This window comes from Shewanella youngdeokensis, assembly GCF_033180165.1.
Lineage (GTDB): Bacteria > Pseudomonadota > Gammaproteobacteria > Enterobacterales > Shewanellaceae > Shewanella > Shewanella youngdeokensis.
The window spans coordinates 4,132,881-4,153,741 of record NZ_CP136522.1; the positions used below are offsets into that span (position 1 = coordinate 4,132,881).

Sequence of the window (20,861 nt, forward strand, 5' to 3'; positions counted from 1 at the left end):
TGCGGTTTTTTATATTTAAGCTTGTGAGCAACAGTCGCCACTCACGCTAACGGCCATAACAACGGCGATTAGAAAATATATTTCACACCAACACTGTAACGACGGCCATCTTGCACACTACGGTATTCTTCGTAGTTAATGTCAGCATCGGCAACGTTATAAATGCCACCGTAAATATTAAAGTTATCACCTAACATATAGTTAGCACCAATATCAGCTGTAACATAATCAGGTACGATCATGCTTGGGCCTTGGCTAACGTAAAATGCTTCACCGCGGTAACGTACTTTAGCCCACAACTTCAACTCGTCGGTTGGCTGGTAGCTGATGTTCGCATTAACGCTATGTTCAGGCGTGTCATTTAACGGGTCGCCTTTATTGTCGCCAGACAACGCTTCGCTTTTAGTAAAGCTGTAGTTTATGCCCGCTCTAAAGCTGTTATGACGGTAGTTTAAGCTGGTTTCAATCCCTTCAATTTGAGCATCGGTAGTGTTTTGATATTGGTAAACAACCTGATAGGTTTCACCCATATATACACATTCGCTTGCTGGCGAACCCTTTTCGTCGAGCGTGCCTTCACAAATGATTTCTTTATCAATACGATTATTAAAATCGGTGTGGTACACGGTAAGATCAGCACTTAAGCCATTGTCACCGTACCAGTTCATCGAAATTTCATAATTGTCGCTGTATTCAGGGTTTAAGTCTGAGTTACCCACGTCGGCACCATCAAGGAAACGTCCACCGCCGCCTTCAACCCAATTTGAATCACCTTGCAGTAAGTCTGGAGTATTGTAGCCACGACTGTAACCACCTTTAATGACCAAGTTGTCATTAAGGTCATACACACCGTATAAACGCGGCACAAACTCAGAGCCGTAGTTTTCGTCATAAACCCAGCGCAAACCTGCCGTTACAGTAAAGCTGTCATTCACTTGTAGGTTAGCCTCACTGAACAACGCGCCTTCCCAACGAGACATGCTAGGCTCAGAAATGGCTCGGTCATTGTGCTCAGTTTCTTGCTGGCGGAACTGACCGCCCACGCTTAAGGCATGCTCACCAAACGCAATAGAGGTTAAGCTATTAACCGTGGTTTGCTGAAACGAGCTGTCTTGCGTGTCATGGTGCATATCTTCATGCTGAACATACGTAGTTGTGCTTTTATTGCCCCAATTAATATTGTGGCTGGCCCCCACATAGTAACGGTCGCTGCTGGAAATTTCAGCGTCACCGGTTTCACCGTTTGAGACTTTATAATCGCTGCTTGTATCTTGGCTACCAATGCCGCCTTCAAACTCTAGTTGTTGATTGTCGTCCAACTGCCAAGTAACACGAGCGGTGTTATTGATGTTTTTAAGCGCTGTGTAGCCATTGTCAAATTCATCTTCATCACGGTCGTAGTAGCTACCGCTCATTGAAAACGACAGTTCGTCATTCAATAATGGGCCACTAACGTTATAACGGTATTGCTGATCGTTACCCGCTTTGCTGTTTTCTTGAATAACAGTCTCAGCGCTAAACTCACCCTGCCACATGTCTGATGTAGGTTTAGTGATAACGTTAACCACACCGCCTTGGGCATCAGAACCATAAAGTGATGACATTGGCCCACGGATCACTTCAATACGTTCAATTTCAGAAATCGACGGCATCCAAGCAAACTCAGACCCACCGCCTAAACCATTAGCAAAACCCTGACGCGAACCTTGTGGCTTACCATTAACCAAAAACAGCGTGTACTTACTGTCCATACCGCGGATTGACAGCTCTTGCATACCACCTTTGTTGCTGCCACTCGCACCATCAACAAATACGCCAGGCACATCTTCTAAAGCCTGTGAAATATCGCGGTATGCCATGCCCTCTAGCTGTTCACTTCCAATGACGGTAATCGAAGCGGGTGCACTGGCAACGTCTTGAACTTGCCCGGTAACCGAAATCACTTCGATATCTCCAGTAGCAACGTCACTTGCAGTGGCAACGGTGCTAAATAATGCGAACGCCACGCTCATTGAAATAACAGAGAACTTCATGCTTGTTAATCCTTACAACATTTTTAAAAAATGAAATTAATGGCAATTTGTCACCGCCTTTACGGCAATAGTGACTGAAAAATTACAAATGCTGCTGACAACCTATTTAACAAAATGTCCGATAATGTGACAACTTAATAGGTAGTCAGCGTTAATTGCGCTTATCATACTGCAGTAACCTGACACGAAGCTGACGTAACGAGAATCATTTGTATTACGTATAACGTCTTTGAATAATTGTGATTTAGCGCAAGATTTGAGGGATTTTTAGTGAGAGTTTTGTTGGTAAAAGATCATCTTCAATCTGGATTAATGCTGCAAAAGTCATTACAAAGATCTGGCTATACCGTTGATTTAGCTGAATCCGCCAGTACGGCATACACTGCAATGCAACGCTTTAGTTACGACGCCTTATTGCTCGACCTCAGCTTGCCCAATAATCAAGGCACCGCCATATTACAAACATACCAAGGTCAGCTGCCCTGCGTAGTGTTACCAGCACGAGACCCAGCAGAGCAACGTGTTGCCTCACTGTGTATTGGTGCCGATAACTATTTACTAAACCCTGCGGAAATGTCGAAACTTGAAGCTTACATAAAAGCCATATTGCGCCGCCCTGAGCACCGAGAAGAGCAAAACTTGGTGTTTGCCGACCTGCACTACGATCCACAAACCCGACTACTCACAGGCCCTAGCGGCTACCAAGTATTGGTGCGCCGCGAAGCCATACTCATTGAAGCATTAATGCAAGCAGCGCCCAGAACCGTGATTAAAGATAACTTAGAAAAAAACCTCTACGACAGTGACGAAGAAGCCTCTGCCAACGCCGTTGAAGCCGTGGTTTCAAGGTTTCGTCGCAAGTTATCGGCATTAAACTCTAGCTGTCAGCTAAAGACCTTTCGCGGCATTGGTTACGGTTTAGTCAAGAGCATGGCTGAATAAGCACAAAGCATACACCCACGACGCTAACAAACCATGCCACCTAGACCTAACGAAACACTCGTAGCTCAAGGTGTGCCACCCTAAACTCAAATCTTTTGGCAATTTTAAGGCGTGGCAATCACAACCGATATTCAACATTGTTAAACCGGCACTAGTACGCCCTATAAGAAGATCTAAACTTTGAGGTTTACCGTTGCCATAAAAGACCATAACGGAGGCAAGGTTCATTTCGATTGTTAGTAATAAAGGGATTTTGTGTGTCACAGGTTGTGACCCACTTTGTGGCACAGGCAGAAACACAAAAGGCCTCACATTGCTGTGAGGCCTTTTGCTTGAATGGGTGAGTTGGCCGATAAGCCGGGTCCTGTCGTGGACAGTTATTCATCTAGGCCTGCAATCGCTCACAGGCTCAAGCGACCTACCCGGTCCCAACGCGAGCAGCGCCATACGGGACCCTATTTGGTCTTGCTTCGGGTAGAGTTTACCTTGCTACGGACTATTACTAGCCGCACGGTGCGCTCTTACCGCACCCTTTCACCCTTACCAACCGAAGTTGGCGGTCTTCTCTCTGCTGCACTTGTCGTCGGTTCACACCGCCCAGGCGTTACCTGGTACCCTGCTCTTTGAAGCCCGGACTTTCCTCCCCGTTCTTACGAACGCGGCAACTGTCTAGCCAACTCGGCGCGGATTATAGCCTAAGCTCAAGCAACAAACCAAGGACTTTCACTCATCACAGCATTTATGGCGCGACTATTTGCTTCACCCCAAATTTAACGTTGTTTTTTTGAACGGTTTTACAAGCTCTGCAGTTGTTGCTTAACCGTCAAGGTTTAAGCGTTTTAATAGGGTCAATAAGGCAAAACAAAAAACGACCCTTATGGGCCGTTTATCAACAAAGCTGTTAAGTGCCGATGACAGCCAAAACTCTTGTTAGAGGCCGATGGCTAAACCATGCTTATAAAGCGCATTCTTTTTAATGCCGTAAATTTGCCCAGCAATGGCTGACGCTTTCTTTAACGGTAGCTCTTCACACAATAATTTAAGCGTTTCGATAACCACGGTTGAGAACTCCGATTCTTCGTCAGTGCGATGTCCATGACACATCAATACGATTTCACCGCGTTGCTGGTTTGGGTCATCTTTAACGGTTTGCAGCACTTCGCCAACCGGACCAGACAAGAAGGTTTCGAATGTTTTGGTCACTTCACGCGCCATGACTATTTCACGGTCGTCACCCAGCGCGGCAGCAATTGACTCGAGGCTGTGCACAATACGGTGTGGTGATTCGTAAAAAATAAGCGTGCGAGGGTCTTCTTTTAGCGCGGTTAGTTTGTCTAAGCGGCCCTTTTCTTTTGACGGTAAAAAGCCTTCAAACGAGAACCGGTCTGATGGCAAGCCTGATGCACTTAATGCGGTAATCGCTGCACATGGCCCCGGCAGCGGAACAACATTAAAACCAGCTTCTCGCACTTGCTTTACTAAATGGTAGCCGGGATCTGAAATCAGTGGCGTGCCAGCGTCAGAAATTAGTGCAACAGACTCACCTAACCCTAATTTTTGAATAATCCACTGCGCTCGGTCACGTTCGTTGTGATCATGCAGTGCGGTTTTTCGGGTTTCAATACCGAAGTGGCTCAATAACTTACCACTATGGCGAGTATCTTCGCAGGCGATGAGTGATACTTGGTTAAGCACCTCAATTGCACGGCTACTAATATCCCCTAAATTCCCGATTGGGGTTGGAACAATATAAAGCGCGACCGACAGGTCCATATCTACCTCTGTATTAACTAATGGCAAGAGTTTTTAACAAGACTTTCGCCAAGCGTAAGAGCAGGTTAAACTAATAGCAGCATCTTACCAGAGTGAAGACCTGTGTTAAAAAGACTGAATTCAACTAAATTTATCTCAATCGCGATTTTATCGACTGCTCTGTTCGGTTGTTCTACACCAACTGAGCCAGTAAAGACTGAAAAGAAAGAAGTTTATTTGTCTGCAGTGACGATGGCTTCATCTCAGTATTTAACGTTAGCGGCTGATGAAAAAAACCGTGAAATGCGTGATAAGTATATTTTATTAGCTGCACACGCACTACTTAACGAAGGTAATGTTGGCACTGCCGATAAATCATTGCAGTCTCTTGGGCAAGATATCACCCAAAAACCTGAACTACTCGCTGAACATAAATACCTTTCAGCACGGGTTTTAGAGATGACATCGACCTATGATAATGCCCTTAAGTCGCTCGATTACCCTAAAACTTGGACATTGCCTAACTGGCAATGGGTTAGTTATTACCAGTTTAAGGCACGTTTGTACCAGCAAACCAATCAGCCTATAGAACAAGTGAGGCAGCTCAGCTTACTGAGCCAATACTTACCCTCGACGCAAGCCTATGAGACGAATAATCAAATTTGGCAGTTATTGCAGCCGATTAATGAGCACACACTACTGAGCTTTCGTGATGACATAGCTAACCCTATTTTTGCTGGTTGGGTGCAGCTAGCTTATATTGCCAAACATTATGCAGTTAACCCTAATGACCTAGTGCGCAAATTGGGCAGCTGGCAACAACTTAACCCAAATCATCCGGCAGCGGCAAAGTTACCCACCGACCTTGCTAACGCTTTAAACACGCAACCGTACCAACCGAAAAACATTGCAGTACTGCTACCGTTAACAGGCCCACGCGCTGTCGTTGCCGACTCTGTTAAGCAAGGAATTATTGCTAACTATATGGCCACCGGTGACAATACTGTAGCGATTAACTTTTTTGATACTGCTCAAGGAGCTACGCTGGCGTATCAACAAGCGGTCACTGCGGGCGCTGAATTTATTATAGGGCCGTTATTACAGTCCGAGGTCGAGCAGCTTAAAAATACAGTCACACAGCCAGCAGCGGTCGAGGCGCCAACAACAGCGCTCCCCGCGACACGCAGTGTCATGCCGGTTGCTGCAACCCCAGCCCCAGTAGCCAATAAACGTATTCCGCAGCTATTTTTAAATAATGCTGATGGCTTTACCCCGCAAGATGACACGTTTTTCTTTGCGCTATCACCTACCGATGAAGCCATTGACGCCGCCCAGCGCCTTTATAACGACGGTATACAACAACCACTGCTATTGGTAAGTAATGACGCCGTTGGCCACCGTATGGCCGATAGCTTTAGCGACGCTTGGCAGCAGCTAACCCATAAACCCGCTGAAATACATTACTACGATGCGGGCGATAAAATGAAACTGACGGTACAAGAGGCTTTAGGCGTAACCGACAGTAAAGAACGTATTGCGCGTATTAAAGCGATTTTAACGCCAAAAATTGAAGCAGATTTTCGCTCTCGCCGTGATATCGACGCGATTTACATGATCTCTGCTAGCCGCGACTTATTGCTATTAAAGCCGTTTATCGACGTTAACTTTAGTGTTTTTGCACAACCCGTGCCGTTGTATACCACCAGCCGTAGCCGAGCAGAAAGTAATACCCGCGAAACAGCAACTGAACTAAATAACCTAACCATTAGCGATATACCGTGGTTAATTACGCCCAATACCGAAACGCGAATGGTAAATGAGTTATGGCCTAAATGGAGCAACAGTCGCAAACGCTTATACATTATGGGCTATGACGCACTTGATTTAGTCGGTAAACTTGCGCAAATGCGCGCACTACCTGGTTACCAGTTTTCAGGTAGAAGTGGTATTTTGTCGGTACAACCTGACGGCACGATTAATCGCCAACTAAGTTGGGGACGTTACCAACGCGGTAACTTGCGCCCACTTTAAGTTGATAACGCTGCCCAGTGCAGGATGCAATAGCATGTTAAGTTACATTCAGATACCGCCACAAGGATGCAGCGAATTTGAAAGAGAAAACAGCGGTTAAAGGACAAGCAGCTGAAGTCGCCGCGCGACAATATTTGGAACAACACGGACTTAAGTTTGTCGAACAAAATGCACGATATCGTTTTGGTGAAATCGACCTTATTATGCGCGATGGCAATGACTGGGTGTTTGTCGAGGTTAAATACCGTAGCCACACCCAATATGGCGGTGCAGTTAACGCATTAAGCGTTGCGCAAACCGAGCGGTTACGAAAGGCCGCGAACCATTACATACAGTTGAACCGAATCGACGCCATATGTCGGTTCGATGTTATCGCGGCTGATCCTGCTGGTATACAGTGGATCCGCGACGCTTTTTAATCCGAATTAATTTACATTTGGGTGTTTGCGAAAACACCATTTATAGACATAAGGTAACTCCATGTTAGAGCGCATTAAAGATAGCTTTACTGAATCCATTCAAACCAAAATTGATGCTTCAGAGGCATTACCTGAATCACTCGCTAAAGCGGCTGAAATGATGGTGCACTGCTTATTAAACGGCAACAAAATTTTGGCTTGTGGCAATGGTGGTAGCGCAGGTGATGCACAACATTTTTCAGCAGAGTTATTAAATCGCTATGAAATTGAACGCCCACCTTTGCCAGCAATTGCGTTGAGCTGCGACACTTCAACCATTACTGCGATTGCAAATGACTATAGCTACGATGAAATCTTTTCGAAGCAGATCATGGCGCTTGGTCAGCCGGGCGATATCTTGCTAGCTATTTCAACCAGTGGTAACTCTGGTAACGTTATTAAAGCGATGGAAGCAGCACTTAGCCGTGATATGACCATAGTATCGTTAACGGGTAAAGACGGCGGCGCAATGGCCGGCTTACTTAGCGTAAACGACGTTGAGATCCGTGTACCGTCAAATGTAACTGCGCGCATTCAAGAAGTGCACTTACTGGCAATTCATTGCTTGTGTGACAACATTGACCGCACGCTATTCCCACAGGACGAATTAGCATGAGAACACTGCTGCCATTAATGGCCATACTGCTTATGCTGCAAGGCTGTGCGGGTGCTGTAATGGTGGGCGCTGTTGGTGGCGCAATGATGGTGAATGATGAGCGTAGCTTAAAAACCCAGCTTGACGATACCAATGCCGACTTTAACATCGCCAGCGCACTGTCATCCCATGATGACCTTAAAAACCAAGCTAATATAAGTGCTGTGGTCATGAATACTAATGTCTTGATGATTGGGCAGGCACCAAACTCAATGCTGAGAGACAAAGCAATTCGTACCGTTCAGGCACTTAACATTGGCGGTAAGATCCATAATCAAATAAGGATCGGCAACCCAACCTCATTTACCACTCGCAGCAACGACTCGTGGATCACCACCAAGGTTAAAAGCCGTATGCTGAGTGAAGACGGGCTTGATGTAACCAAGATTAAAGTGGTTACCGAAAACGGCGAAGTGTTTTTAGTCGGGCTTGTAGAGCGCAGCCAAGCTGACCTTGCCGTAGACGTAGCACGTAATACTGCCGGTGTGCGTAAAGTGATAAAGGTATTTGAATACGTTAAGCCATAGTCGGCACATAAAGCGGTTATTCACGCTAGCAAACTACAGTACAGCAATTAACAAGATCACCGCGCTTTGGCTCGGTGATTTTTTTTTGCTGCAGCTAAGCTCAAGCCCACAGTGACATATTACGGCGTAACAGCAGGCTTTATTACAGCCACAAAAAAAGCCAGCGTATTAAACTGGCTTTTTAAACATGTAAGTCCTACTAATGACTGACTATACAATCATACCGATTTTTTCGTAAACCTTTTTGATGGTCTCTTCAGCACGTGCTTTGGCTTTTTCAGCGCCCGCTTTAAAGACTGCGTTTAGGTAGTCTTCGTCAGCTCTTAACTCACGGTAGCGCGCCTGAATTGGCTCAAGCATGTCGACAACTGCTTCACCGGTCGCCACTTTTAAGTGACCATACATTTTACCTTCGAATGCTTTTTCAATGTCAGCAATTGATTGACCATTACAGCCTGACATCAAGCTAATTAAGTTAGACACACCCGGTTTTTCGTCAACGTCAAAGCGCACGACTGGCGGCTCTTGGCCATCGGTCATCGCCTTTTTAACTTTTTTCATAATCGCTTTAGGTTCGTCGAGCAAGCCAATTACGTTGTTACGGTTTTCGTCAGACTTAGACATCTTCTTCTGAGGATCTTGTAGTGACATAACCTTCGCACCCGTTTCAGGGATAAACGGCTCAGGCACTACAAATGTTTCGCCGTAAGCGTTGTTAAAGCGAGTTGCAATATCGCGTGTTAGCTCTAGATGTTGCTTCTGGTCTTGTCCAACAGGCACTTCATTTGCTTGATAAAGTAAAATGTCGGCGGCCATCAATACTGGGTAGCCAAACAAGCCCACGTTGATATTGTTAGCGTGCTTTTGCGACTTGTCTTTAAACTGCGTCATACGGTTAAGCTCACCCATTTGAGCGTAACAGTTTAATGCCCAGCTCAGTTGCGCATGCTGTGGTACTTGCGACTGTAAAAATACGGTGCTTTTTTCTGGGTCAATGCCACAAGCAAGGTAGATAGCAAGCGTATCTAAACATGCTTCACGTAGCGCGGCAGGATCTTGCCTAACGGTAATCGCATGTAAATCAACAACACAATAAATACAGTCGTGAGTGTCTTGTAAGCCAACCCACTGACGAAGTGCACCCATGTAATTACCAATACTCAGCTCACCAGATGGTTGAGCACCACTAAACACGACAGGTTTTGCAGTCATTCTTTTATTGCTCCATTGATTCAGCGGTTACATTCATTAACGCTGAAATTTCATTAAATTGTTCACATACTGCAGCGGGGCTGCTCAGTGCGATATCTTCACCGTAGTTGTAGCCATAGGTCAAGCCAATTGACGCTATCCCAGCCGCTTTTGCGGCTAAGATGTCATTTTTTGAGTCACCAACCATTAATAGCTGCGCTGGAGTTAATTGCCACTGCTGCAAAATATGCGCAAGAGGTAACGGGTCAGGTTTCATTTTAGCCAATGAATCGCCACCCAGCACTATCGAAAAGTAGCTATCAAGCTTAAAAGCTTTAAGTAGCGGGATAGTAAATTCATAAGGCTTGTTAGTGACCACCGCCAACTTAAAGCCGGCAGCAGAGAGTTGCTTAAGCACCAGAATAACATCGTCATACAAGCGGCTATGTTGTTGCAAATGCTGCTTATAAAAATGCATAAATCTTGGCATGCTAGCCGCTAATTTAGCCTCACTGACATCGGTGCCTAACGCAAAACTCAGCGCTCGGCGCATGAGCATTTCGGCGCCATTACCAACCCAACTTCGCGCTTGTTCTGCCGTCGTGAGCGGCAAATCCAACTCTTGCAATGTAGCATTAACTGCGGCAGCAAGATCTGGCACGCTATCAATGAGCGTGCCATCTAAATCAAATGCTATCGCTTTAATTTGGCGAAAGTCAGCCATTGATTAAGCCTCCACGCTCGCTAATTCAGCGCGCATTTGGTCAATAACGACTTTGTAGTCCGGCTGGTTGAAAATAGCCGAACCGGCAACAAACATATCGGCGCCTGCAGCCGCAATTTCAGCAATGTTATCCACTTTGACTCCACCATCAACTTGAAGACGAATGTCGTAACCACTGTCATCAATTAACTTTCGCACTTGGCGCAGCTTGCTTAACGTTGATGGAATGAAAGACTGACCACCAAAACCGGGATTGACTGACATCAACAAAATGACATCAAGCTTGTCCATAACATGGTCTAAACAGTGCAACGGTGTGCCTGGGTTAAGCACTAAGCCGGCTTTACAACCCGACTCTTTGATTAGCTGTAAGCTACGGTCTAAATGCTCGGTCGCTTCTGGGTGAAAAGTAATAATTGAAGCGCCCGCTTTGGCGAAATCAGGAATAAGGCTATCAACAGGTTTAACCATTAAGTGCACATCAATATCAGCAGTAACACCATAATCACGTAAGGCTTTACACACCATTGGACCAATCGTTAAATTAGGCACATAGTGGTTGTCCATAACATCAAAATGAACGACATCGGCACCGGCATTAAGTACCGCATCAACATCTTCACCTAAACGCGCAAAATCAGCAGACAAAATAGAAGGAGCAATCAAAAATGGACGCATAACAAACCCACAGTATGTTTAAGAAGTGCACTATTCTACCTTTTGCGGTCCGTGTGCTCTACACCTACAGGCTTATTTAGCGCAATTGACCCGCTAAAATATTGCATTACAACGAAAAAACGAGGGTTACATACTAAATATGTTTAAAATATAGCCTTTTTTGCTATAATATTTTGCCTAGGCTAAAAGAGGAGTCGACATGAAAGGATTACTGAAGAAAACAGCAACATTAAGAGCCGCTGCGTTTTTTGGTGCCGCAACGACTGCTGCAGGTGCTGTGAGCTTAACATCGCAACCTGTTGAGCTAGCCTTTAATGCCGCATGTGACTCGAAGTACAACTCAAGCCTACCCGCAAGTCACCCGCAAAACCGCTGTGCATCTCCCTCACATGATTTAAGCTGGACAAGCTGGTTGTCTGGTAAAAGCCCTACTAGTCAACTGCACTTTACCGAGCTGTTTGAACTGCTTTATGGCCATAAAAGCGCTCCCAACAATCACTCTCCAATGAAGGGCGAATAAACGCTGATGCTACTTAAATGGTGGCAAGTGCTTTTGAGTACGTTAGCTGCATTTATTGGCGTACAAACAGAGCAAAACCGGCGCAGAGATTTTACAACCTCATCACCTGTACCCTTTATTGTTATGGGTGTTTTGCTCGCAGTTTTTTTTGTGCTGGGACTACTATTGATTGTTAACCAAGTGCTTGGTTAAGTTAGTCATTTTCGATGTGGTATGCGTCATCATATAACGCCATTAGTTCGTCCACTTTCTTACGACCATTGCCTTTTTGACTAATGTTACGCTGCACTTGAATGGTGTCAAAGGTCGCACCATGATACAACTCTCTTGTGAGCGGAATGTCATGGTTACTAATCAACACTGGTATGCCACGTTCAATCGCAGTATGACGCGATTTTCTAGCCAGCAGAGCTTGGTCATCTAACGAGAAGCCTGATCCCACGTAGGTGGTAAAACTCGCCGTAGATGAAAGCGGTGCATAAGGGGGATCACAATAAACAACATCACCGCTTTGGGTCATATCGATTGCTTCTTCATAACCTATGCAACGAAATTCAGCTCGCTGTGATTTAACCGAAAATGCACGGATTTCATTTTCAGGAAAGTAAGGTTTTTTATACGAACCAAACGGCACATTGAAGCCACCTTTACGGTTATAACGGCATAACCCGTTAAAACCATGTCGGTTCATATACAGAAAATAGACAGAGCGCTTGAACGGATCTGTTGTCTCGTTAAAGCTAGTGCGGATTTTGTAATACGCTTCTTTTTGGTTCATCTCTGGGACGAACAACGCTTTAGCCGCTTTTATGTATTTTTCTGGATGCGACTGCACGATTTTATACAAATTAATCAAATCTTGATTAATATCGCATAAAAGATAGCGGTCGTAGTCTGTATTGAGAAAAACTGAACCTGCTCCCACAAAAGGTTCAACGAGCCTGTCGCCTTGTGGAAGATGCTTTTTTAAAGCTTCAATCAGTTTAAATTTTCCGCCAGCCCACTTTAGGAAGGCCCTTTGTTTTTTAATCATTTAAATTGATTGAACACTGTGAAAAAGAGAGCTGTGATTGTACTCTTTTTATTTGTTAATTTCACGAGTCGGAAGCCTATCTTGTAACTCATATTCGTTAAGATCCTGCCACTTTCGGATCCAGGGCGCGCTAACATCAGTATTTGCAGTTAATTTCAACGATTGTTGGCGAGCCTGCTGCGGTGAGTCAAACTCCCCCATCAGCACAACCCAACGGTTTTTATACCGTGCAACCATGACTGTGTCATACTCTTTTACGCTGTCTAACATCCTAGATAAAGACGCTAAATACGCTACACTTGCAAGTTGCAAAGTATAACCGCTACGCTGCTTATTCATCTTTTTTGCTGCTATGTCATTATTGACCACACTGCCAATGTTTGCCGATGTCTGGGCAGAAAAAGTCTCTACTTTAGACTCACGTTCTGGCTCAGTCTCTTCTGTTATGGAGCCTGCCGGCACTGCATTATTAGTATTAACGCTCGCCACTTGCCCTTTTGGCTCATCGAGTCGCTGATTATCGGTGCGACTTAATGCTTGAGACTCACGGTTCGATGTGACAAGTTGCTGCCTATACCCTGCTAATAGCTGCTCGCCGTAATCAGCAACAAAAGTTGACCCTAAAACCGACTTACCCGCAAACACTACTTTTTGACTGTGGCCAACGGTTGGGGTTTTATCTGTGTACAAAAACGCAAGTAAGGTTACCGATATAATCACAAACAAGGTAATGCCTAAGCGTTCCCACTTAGCGCTTTTTTCAGGCTTGTCAGCATCGCCATTTAGCGCTAATTCAAGTAACGTGACCACCTCTTTTGGCGTACCACTTTGCGCTGCTAATCTGTCTTTCACTATCTCTCTAGGCGTAAAAGGCTGGGCTTCGCTACGGCTTAATAAAGTGTAATAAAGACCTTCTCTTTCAGTGCAATCAATCGGTTCAATATCTAACGGCAGTAGCAAGTGACGCTGATCAACTGGCAATTGCTGTAGGACATCATTGAGAAATTCGGCCGTCGATGTCATGGTCACATTGACGGTTTTACCGCCAAAAGACATTTGGCTCAAGACAATGCATTCAGCCCAAATCTCTAACGGTAAATATTCAGCATCATCTAAGACGATACAACTGGCAGTGGGCAGCTCAGAAGCTGCTTGAAGCAGGCTTTCAGGTAAAGGGAGTTCGTCGTCAAATACTGGTTCGGTTAGTATTTGCACCAATATTTTTCGCCTAATTTCAGCGCTATCACAATGTTTTGGGCAAATGACTAATGCTGAACTAAACTCTTCTAGTTCAGTTAATAACGCTGTCACCAGTGTGGTTTTACCTGAACCAATTTCACCAGTTAGTACAATCAACTGCTGACCATACAAACTAATATGCTGTAATCGATTTAAGAGTGCTTCTTGACTAGGTAGCAAGGTGGCCTCGGCTAATGACATTTAATTAACCGCCTTCACATTGATAAGTGTTGAGAATAACTGGAACGAGCGCAGTAATACGCACCAGTGCAGAGTGCACTTAGCCTGACTAATACGTAGAAAAATTGAAGGAATATAGTTCGCTATCACCGATCACCTGCTACATAATTTATGCGCAGTCGATAACCTCTTGAAGTAATTCGTCAGTCACGTTGCTGTAGATCCCTGCCTGGCCTAAACCTTCAGGTAAAACTAATCGCAGTTGCCCTTTGAGTACTTTCTTATCTCGGCGCATATGTTTAATGAATTGCTCGTAATTCATTGAATCTGGTGCTGCTGTCGGAAGGTCAAACGCTGAAAACAATGCCTTTATACGACAAACAATTGACTCTTCTACTAGCCCCAGCTTATTAGACGTTAAAGCAGCAAGGACTGTGCCAGCAGAGACTGCTTCACCATGTAACCAAACGCCGTAACCCATCTCAGCTTCAATCGCGTGCCCAAAAGTATGACCCAAATTAAGCAGTGCTCTCACTGCTTGCTCTGTTTCATCTTTTTCAACCACATCGGCTTTGATTTCGCAGCAACGCCCAATCGCATATTCAAGCGCTTGAGTATCTAGCGCTTTTAATGCTTCAACGTTGTTTTCCAGCCAGCTGAAAAACGCAGCGTCCCACATAATCCCGTACTTAATCACTTCAGCCATACCAGCAGCAAACTCCCTTGCTGGTAACGTGCTTAAACAGTCGGTGTCAATCAATACATATTTCGGCTGATAAAACGCACCGATCATATTTTTACCCAGCGGGTGATTAACTGCTGTTTTGCCTCCAACCGATGAATCGACTTGAGACAACAACGTGGTAGGAAACTGAATAAAGTCGATACCGCGTTGGTAACTAGCCGCTGCAAACCCGGTCATGTCACCAATAACACCACCACCCAAAGCAATAAGTACCGTATCTCGGCCCATATTCTGTTGGAGTAAAGCAGTGAAAATAGCATCCATTTGGCTGAGCGTTTTATATTGCTCGCCATCGGGTAGAATCACAGGTTTTACACAAGCAAAAGCAGATAGCATGGCTTGTACCTTTGCAAGGTACAGTGGCGCTATCGTTTCATTTGTGACAATGAGGATATTTTTGCCTTTAAGATAACGAGCCAAAGGCTCGCCATTACTAAACAAATTCTGGCCAATGACTATTGGGTAACTACGTACACCGAGCTCAACCAGAACTTGTTTCGTCATATCTTAAAAACCTAATTGCTCAATTATTTGGTTTGCGACTACTTTTGCGCTTTGTTCATCGGTTTTCACGATGACGTCAGCAATCTCTTCATATAGAGGGTTACGTACCTCTGCGAGATTTTCGAGCACTTCTCTTGGATCATCTACTTGCAGTAGTGGACGACGCTTGTCTCTTTGCGTACGCGCTACTTGCTTGTCGATTGTAGTCTCGAGGTAGACAACAATCCCGCGAGCAGAAAGATTATTACGGATCTCTTTACTCTGAATTGAACCACCACCCGTTGCTAACACGATACCTTGCTTTTCGGTTAAGTCAGCAACAACTTGTGTTTCTCGAACGCGGAAGCCTTCTTCGCCTTCGACATCAAAAACCCACGCAATGTCAGCGCCTGTTCGGCTTTCAATTTCTTGATCTGAATCGTGGAACTCTAAGTGCAGCATCTGTGCCAGATGACGGCCTATAGTGCTTTTACCAGCCCCCATAGGGCCTACTAGGAAAATATTACGTTTTTCGGCCATTGCTATATACGTCTAAATCTTATTTGAAGTATGCCTACGTCAACCCGAGAAAAAGAGTCGACCTTAAATGTTACCTTGCTCTATTGAGACTTGACCGCGGATTATCTCAGCTAACCACGGTCGATGGCAAGTGTAGTTACGCATTTCTATTAAAATTCTATTTTTCTCACCAAAAAGCCAGTGCTAAACACTGGCTTTTTAATAGTTAAATCCGATTACAAAGCTTCTGAAACAATTTTCGGCGTCACGAAAATAAGAAACTCTTGTCGCTCGTTTTTGTCTGATGTGCTTCTAAACATAAAACCGAGGTAAGGAATATCGCCTAAAATAGGCACTTTACTCACGCTGCTGATCAATTGCTGCTGGTATATCCCACCCAGTACAATCGTCTCACCATGGTCCACCAGCACTTGAGTTCCAATACGTTGAGTATCGATTGATACTGCCTCACCCGTTGGCGTGGTAACCACCTCACCTTGTGAATCTTGAGTAATTTCTAAATCCAGTATTACGCGGTTGTCTGGCGTAATCTGCGGCGTAACCTTTAGTGATAAAACCGCTTTCTTAAAGGTCACTGTGGTTGCGCCACTTGAGCTTGCCTCCACATAAGGGATTTCGACACCTTGCTCAATATAAGCCGCTTTTTGGTTTGAGGTCGTGATTCTCGGGCTGGCAATGATTTCGCCTTTGTTTTCTTGCTCGAGTGCACTTAACTCAAGATCCAATATAGTACCGTCTGCAAGTTTAGCCACGCTAAAAGCGATACTACTGGCGTTAGTCGCTGCAGCAGGAAGGTTAACGTTTAACCTATCATCTAGGCTCGGAACCAAACCGTTAGCGATGTCATTAGCGCCCTCTAAACTACCTGATGTGCCTTTGCTACCTTGCTGATCGGTAATGCCCCAACGTACTCCCAGATCCTCGGCAACGTTGTCCTTTACCGTCACCATGCGAGACTCAATTAACACCTGCCTAATCGGTATATCAAGCACTTCGATTAAACGATGAATGTTCTCTAGCGTTTCTTCGGTGTCTTTAACCAATAAGGTGTTGGTACGCTCGTCCACTGCGACGCTACCACGACTTGAAAGTAAGCTTGAGTCTTCACTTTTGAGTAAGCCTGAGATATCAATGGCTTTGGCGTAGTTAATCTGTATGTATTCAGAATATAGCGGCGCAAGCTCTTTGACTTCTTGTAAGTTTTTCAGCTCTTGGCTTTCTCTAATGGCAATTTCTTCACTTGGGGCAACCATTAAGATATTGCCTTCAATACGCTTATCAAGTCCCTTAGTTTGCAAAATTAGATCAAGCGCTTGGTCCCAAGGCACGTCATCTAGGCGCAAGGTGATTTCACCTTCTACGGTATCGCTAGTCACTAAGTTAAAATTGTTATAGTCGGCGATAATCTGTAGGACGGTTCTCACAGAGATATTTTGAAAGTTCAAAGACAACGAACGACCATTATATTTTTTCTCTTCTTTTACAATATCGAGGCGTTCTGTCTGGTTGATATTGAGTGTAAAGAGTCGATCATTTTGCTCATAGCTGTATTCATATGTGCCCTCTATGTCGATAAGAAATCGGCTAGTGAGGTCCTCTTTAAATGTTTCAAAATAATTGACTGGAGTGGCAAAATCGAGCACATCCATCACGTAAAGCATGTCGTCGCTGATATCAGTGTTGTATAACTTTAGCTCTAGGCTAGCCCCGACCTGCTCAACGTTAGCAGCCACTGAATTATTGCTCAATGTCACCAACAGCTGGCCGCCACCATCTGCTAATCTTTTAAAATCAATATTTTCTATATTGTTTAAAAATGGATTGGCTTCAGCATTGCTATGATTAATCACTTCGTCATTAATCGTTAGTCGATAGGTATTCCCTTCAACTCGACCTTGATACGCCTTAACACTTTCTAAACCAACAAACACTTGCAGTGCCGCACCATTTTGAACCGAGCTGATGGTTTGTACATCGACCATATCAATGGCGATGGTTTGTTTTTCTAATTCTGAATAGCTTTCAGAGAACCCCAAAATGATTTGCGCAGGGTCTGCATTCAACTCAATCTTTGGCTCGGTAATGATGTCCTCAAATACCAACTGCAACTCTAGCTGGTGATCAACTAAAGTATGATATTTAACATCAATAAGCTTATTTGCCGCATGAGTGAGCGGAACAACACCTAGCAGAAGGGTGAAAGCAAAAGTAGCTTTAATTAAAAACGCAGCCTTATTATAGGCTCGATGTGCAATAGACAGTCCCATGATCCCCTTAGTCATCCTTTTATTATTCTCCTGTGAGTTCCATGCTGCTGCTACGTTCTGTCCAGCAACCTGAACCATCTGGGATTAATTCTATAATCTCGATTTGTTGTGGCGTCACCTGCGCGATCCGCCCATGATAAAGCCCTAAATATTGGCCTTCCCCGAGACGGTAAACGCTGCCGTCGCTGGTTTCGAGCAAAGCCCAAATGCCTGCGGAGTCACTTAATGTTCCGCGCATTTTCAGATTATCTAATGCGTATGTCTCTAGTCGGCCTTTGCGGCGTTTGAGATCTGGCTGCAAACAATCCTTAGTGGTGTCAACCACCTCTTCAGTTAACTCTCTTGAAGGCGGCATGAATGGACTACGCATTAAGTCAGCTTGATAAGAAAAATGTTCAAATTTGGGTGTTTCAGCTAATGGTTTAACGCGGGCAATATGCTGCGCTTTAGTTGTGGTTACAAATAGCTCTAGGTCACTTTGATCCCTGTCACAGCCGGAGACCAACAATGCTGCAATAACCACTGGCAATAGCTTCATCATTTACTTCCCCCTTTAGCTGCGGGCAGTTCTGCCCCTTCTTTAAAGCGGTATGTTTTAGCTAAAATATCCATACTCAGCGAACCAGTACCATCTCGCTTAATACTAAAATCATGCAAACTTACAATACGAGGGAGCTTGGCGACACCACTGACGAGGTGCCCTAGTTCATGGTAATCGCCATTAACTGCAATTTTAATAGGGAACTCAATGTAAAAATCTCGAACAATTTCAGAATCCCAATCTAAGCTAGTAATTTTAAGCCCTGCATCTGTAGCCACAAAGGTCACATCATCCAACAAGCCCGGCATTTCATTTTGCGACGGCAACATCTTTAACAGTTCTGAAAATTGCCCTTCCATTACGTTTAGCTGCTCTCGATATAACTTTAAATTCGCCGCTAATTGATATTTAGATTTAAAATCATTTTTTAGCTGCTCCTCTTTTTGGTATTCAGCATTGAGGTCATCAATCACGTCAGACACGACCAAAAAGTAACTTGCAATGAAAACACAAACCGCCACCAAAAGAGCAAATACCACTTTAACCAGTTTTGGCCATGCACCTATATTTTCGAAATCGATATCGTTAAATTGACTTAGGTCGAGATTCATTTAGTCGATCCTTTTGTCAAAATTGAACCCACTTGTTCATGGTCTGCAATCGTAACTCTAAGAGTAAAGCGCTGGAGTTGGCGTAGCTCTTCGTTTTGAGCCACAATTGACTGCATGTTTGGGTCTTGCAACCAGACTGATGTTTTGACTTTACGCATCATATTCGCAACGTTATTGTTTGATTCGCTTCGGCCTTCAATCCAAAGCATGCTGCCTTTTTTCTCGATACTGGATAGATAAATGCCGGCGGGCACAATGCGAACTAACTCGTCTAATACATGAGTCGGTAGATTTCTGGACTGTTGTAAGCCCAAAATAATTTCGGTACGACGTTCAATGTCTTTTTTACGCGTCCTGATCTCGGTTATTTCAGAAATCTGATTATCCAGAACGTGTATTTCGGTTTGCAAATAACTGTTACGTGCTTTCTGATTACTAGATAACACATCAATCGCCATTAGCGATAAGTAAACCATTAGACCCGACACCAAAAACACCAACGCTAATACGCCAGTGTAATCTCTTTTTTTCTTTTCTCTGGCCTCTTCACGCCAAGGCAGGAGATTTATGTTCGCCATTGCGCATAACTCCTGAGTGCCAATCCACATGCCAGCATATATTTACCAATATTAGGCTCAAGCTGATGCCTAATATCATCATCAGCATGCAGACACCCTTTGAAAGGGTCACCAACAATAGTATTGATCCCTAATTCATTAATCATTAAGTTGGCCATCCCCTCAAGCTTGGCCGTTCCACCACAAAGAACAATATGGTCGACTTTATCTTTACCGCTCGAAGTGCAGTAAATTTGTAATGTACGTTTTATTTGTTGCAATAACTGCGTTTGAAACGGAGATAACACTTCAAACATATAGTTTCGTGGTAACTCTCCGGCAAGTTTGGCGTTTTCGGCTTGCTCATAGCTCATCCCGTAAAATGACAATATCGACTGAGTAAACTGCTCACCACCAAACGCTTGCTCTCTGATGAAGGTTGTTTCGCCATTTTCGACAACCGAAAATGTAGTAATATTGGCACCAATATCCACCAGCGCCACCACTTTGTTTTCTGCGCCAGGGGGCAGTTGCGTCGCAACCATTTCAAAAGCTCGCCCGAGAGCGTAACCTTCAACATCGACTACCTTAACCTCAAGATTAACCGCCTCAAGCGCATCAATGCGACTATCAACGTTTTCAGAACGGCAGGCACTTAATAGTACGTCGACTTTACTCGGATCAGTTTTATTTTCGCAGAGAGTTTCAAAGTCGATATTAACTTCGTCCAACGAGTAAGGAATTAAATTATCAGCTTCAATCTCTATTTGCGCTTCCATTTCTTCCTCATTCAAAGAGGCATCCATATAGATGACTTTTGTCATCACTGATGAGCCAGAAACCGCAACTACTGCATATTTGATGGATTTAGGAAGTGTGCGTTTAACTTGTTTTAATGCTTCAACAATGGCTTCATTATCACGGATTTCATGATCGTTAAGCGCCCCTTTTTTAAGCGGGATGGAGGCGTAACTTAGAATTTTATATCCGTCAGCAGTTTTACTCAGCAGTATCGCTTTAATCTGATGGGAACCGATATCAATTCCTACCATCTGCGGAGCTTGGCGCTTCCAAAATTTCGAGAGCATAGTCAAACGTCACTTAATTAATGTTTTCCAAATGTAGATTAACATAAAACCTACCTGTTATAGCGT

21 protein-coding genes and 1 other RNA gene are annotated in these 20,861 nt (G+C 44.3%); 7 read left to right on the forward strand and 15 right to left on the reverse strand.

Annotated features, from left to right (window positions below; genetic code table 11):
• Positions 1 to 68: 68 nt before the first annotated feature.
• A complete protein-coding gene (locus tag RGE70_RS17575; RefSeq protein ID WP_310472718.1) occupies positions 69 to 2,033 on the reverse strand; it encodes a TonB-dependent receptor domain-containing protein in 1,965 nt (654 codons plus the stop codon).
• 270 nt (positions 2,034 to 2,303) lie between these two features.
• Here RGE70_RS17575 and RGE70_RS17580 point away from each other — a divergent pair, with 270 nt between their 5' ends.
• On the forward strand, positions 2,304 to 2,975 hold the full coding sequence (locus RGE70_RS17580; protein ID WP_310472719.1) for a response regulator: 672 nt from the start codon (positions 2,304 to 2,306) through the stop codon (positions 2,973 to 2,975).
• Between the two features lie 337 nt (positions 2,976 to 3,312).
• Here the strand turns inward: RGE70_RS17580 and rnpB are convergent.
• Positions 3,313 to 3,656, reverse strand: an RNA gene (gene rnpB / locus RGE70_RS17585) — RNase P RNA component class A.
• A 249-nt stretch (positions 3,657 to 3,905) separates the two neighbouring features.
• On the reverse strand, positions 3,906 to 4,748 hold the full coding sequence (gene rsmI, locus RGE70_RS17590) for a 16S rRNA (cytidine(1402)-2'-O)-methyltransferase (protein WP_310472720.1): 843 nt from the start codon (positions 4,746 to 4,748) through the stop codon (positions 3,906 to 3,908).
• Positions 4,749 to 4,850: 102 nt separating this feature from the next.
• Between rsmI and RGE70_RS17595 the strand changes: the two genes are divergently transcribed.
• From RGE70_RS17595 to RGE70_RS17610, 4 genes are all read left to right on the forward strand, one after another.
• The gene (locus tag RGE70_RS17595; protein ID WP_310472721.1) at positions 4,851 to 6,758 is read left to right on the forward strand and encodes a penicillin-binding protein activator; all 1,908 of its coding nucleotides are present in this window, start codon (positions 4,851 to 4,853) and stop codon (positions 6,756 to 6,758) included.
• A 77-nt stretch (positions 6,759 to 6,835) separates the two neighbouring features.
• A complete protein-coding gene (locus tag RGE70_RS17600; protein WP_310472722.1) occupies positions 6,836 to 7,177 on the forward strand; it encodes a YraN family protein in 342 nt (113 codons plus the stop codon).
• Positions 7,178 to 7,238: 61 nt separating this feature from the next.
• Entirely contained in the window at positions 7,239 to 7,832 is a 594-nt protein-coding gene (locus tag RGE70_RS17605; protein WP_310472723.1) for a phosphoheptose isomerase, read from the forward strand.
• On the forward strand, positions 7,829 to 8,398 hold the full coding sequence (locus RGE70_RS17610; protein ID WP_310472724.1) for a BON domain-containing protein: 570 nt from the start codon (positions 7,829 to 7,831) through the stop codon (positions 8,396 to 8,398). The genes RGE70_RS17605 and RGE70_RS17610 overlap by 4 nt, the downstream gene beginning before the upstream one ends.
• A 210-nt stretch (positions 8,399 to 8,608) precedes the next feature.
• Here the strand turns inward: RGE70_RS17610 and trpS are convergent, their stop codons facing one another.
• From trpS to rpe, 3 genes are read right to left on the reverse strand one after another with little or no spacing between them, the layout of a single operon-like run.
• On the reverse strand, positions 8,609 to 9,610 hold the full coding sequence (trpS, locus tag RGE70_RS17615; RefSeq protein ID WP_310472725.1) for a tryptophan--tRNA ligase: 1,002 nt from the start codon (positions 9,608 to 9,610) through the stop codon (positions 8,609 to 8,611).
• A 4-nt stretch (positions 9,611 to 9,614) separates the two neighbouring features.
• The gene (locus RGE70_RS17620) at positions 9,615 to 10,313 is read right to left on the reverse strand and encodes a phosphoglycolate phosphatase (RefSeq protein WP_310472726.1); all 699 of its coding nucleotides are present in this window, start codon (positions 10,311 to 10,313) and stop codon (positions 9,615 to 9,617) included.
• Between the two features lie 3 nt (positions 10,314 to 10,316).
• Entirely contained in the window at positions 10,317 to 10,991 is a 675-nt protein-coding gene (rpe, locus tag RGE70_RS17625) for a ribulose-phosphate 3-epimerase (protein WP_310472727.1), read from the reverse strand.
• A gap of 199 nt (positions 10,992 to 11,190) precedes the next feature.
• On the opposite strand from rpe, the gene RGE70_RS17630 reads away from it, so the two are divergent.
• On the forward strand, positions 11,191 to 11,511 hold the full coding sequence (locus tag RGE70_RS17630; protein ID WP_310472729.1) for a hypothetical protein: 321 nt from the start codon (positions 11,191 to 11,193) through the stop codon (positions 11,509 to 11,511).
• Between the two features lie 6 nt (positions 11,512 to 11,517).
• The gene (locus RGE70_RS17635) at positions 11,518 to 11,703 is read left to right on the forward strand and encodes a DUF2970 domain-containing protein (RefSeq protein ID WP_310472730.1); all 186 of its coding nucleotides are present in this window, start codon (positions 11,518 to 11,520) and stop codon (positions 11,701 to 11,703) included.
• Between the two features lies 1 nt (position 11,704).
• Here RGE70_RS17635 and RGE70_RS17640 read toward each other — a convergent pair whose 3' ends face one another.
• The 9 genes from RGE70_RS17640 to RGE70_RS17680 form a co-directional block, all read right to left on the reverse strand.
• A complete protein-coding gene (locus RGE70_RS17640; protein ID WP_310472731.1) occupies positions 11,705 to 12,544 on the reverse strand; it encodes a Dam family site-specific DNA-(adenine-N6)-methyltransferase in 840 nt (279 codons plus the stop codon).
• Between the two features lie 48 nt (positions 12,545 to 12,592).
• Complete coding sequence (locus RGE70_RS17645) at positions 12,593 to 13,984, reverse strand: AAA family ATPase (protein ID WP_310472732.1); 1,392 nt, start codon at positions 13,982 to 13,984, stop codon at positions 12,593 to 12,595.
• Positions 13,985 to 14,132: 148 nt separating this feature from the next.
• A complete protein-coding gene (aroB, locus tag RGE70_RS17650) occupies positions 14,133 to 15,212 on the reverse strand; it encodes a 3-dehydroquinate synthase (RefSeq protein WP_310472733.1) in 1,080 nt (359 codons plus the stop codon).
• A gap of 3 nt (positions 15,213 to 15,215) precedes the next feature.
• Complete coding sequence (gene aroK, locus RGE70_RS17655) at positions 15,216 to 15,731, reverse strand: shikimate kinase AroK (RefSeq protein WP_044555803.1); 516 nt, start codon at positions 15,729 to 15,731, stop codon at positions 15,216 to 15,218.
• Between the two features lie 215 nt (positions 15,732 to 15,946).
• Positions 15,947 to 18,013, reverse strand: coding sequence for a type IV pilus secretin PilQ (locus RGE70_RS17660; RefSeq protein WP_310472734.1), 2,067 nt, complete (start codon positions 18,011 to 18,013; stop codon positions 15,947 to 15,949).
• A gap of 7 nt (positions 18,014 to 18,020) precedes the next feature.
• On the reverse strand, positions 18,021 to 18,536 hold the full coding sequence (locus RGE70_RS17665) for a pilus assembly protein PilP (RefSeq protein ID WP_310473013.1): 516 nt from the start codon (positions 18,534 to 18,536) through the stop codon (positions 18,021 to 18,023).
• Positions 18,536 to 19,150: a type IV pilus inner membrane component PilO gene (locus RGE70_RS17670; RefSeq protein WP_310472735.1), complete on the reverse strand. Its 615-nt coding sequence runs from the start codon at positions 19,148 to 19,150 to the stop codon at positions 18,536 to 18,538. The genes RGE70_RS17665 and RGE70_RS17670 overlap by 1 nt, the downstream gene beginning before the upstream one ends.
• Complete coding sequence (locus tag RGE70_RS17675; protein WP_310472736.1) at positions 19,147 to 19,728, reverse strand: PilN domain-containing protein; 582 nt, start codon at positions 19,726 to 19,728, stop codon at positions 19,147 to 19,149. Before RGE70_RS17675 ends, RGE70_RS17670 begins: the two co-directional genes overlap by 4 nt.
• Positions 19,716 to 20,795 carry a pilus assembly protein PilM gene (locus RGE70_RS17680; protein ID WP_310472737.1) on the reverse strand — a complete coding sequence of 360 codons (1,080 nt, stop codon included), beginning with the start codon at positions 20,793 to 20,795 and terminating at the stop codon, positions 19,716 to 19,718. Before RGE70_RS17680 ends, RGE70_RS17675 begins: the two co-directional genes overlap by 13 nt.
• Positions 20,796 to 20,861 lie beyond the last annotated feature (66 nt).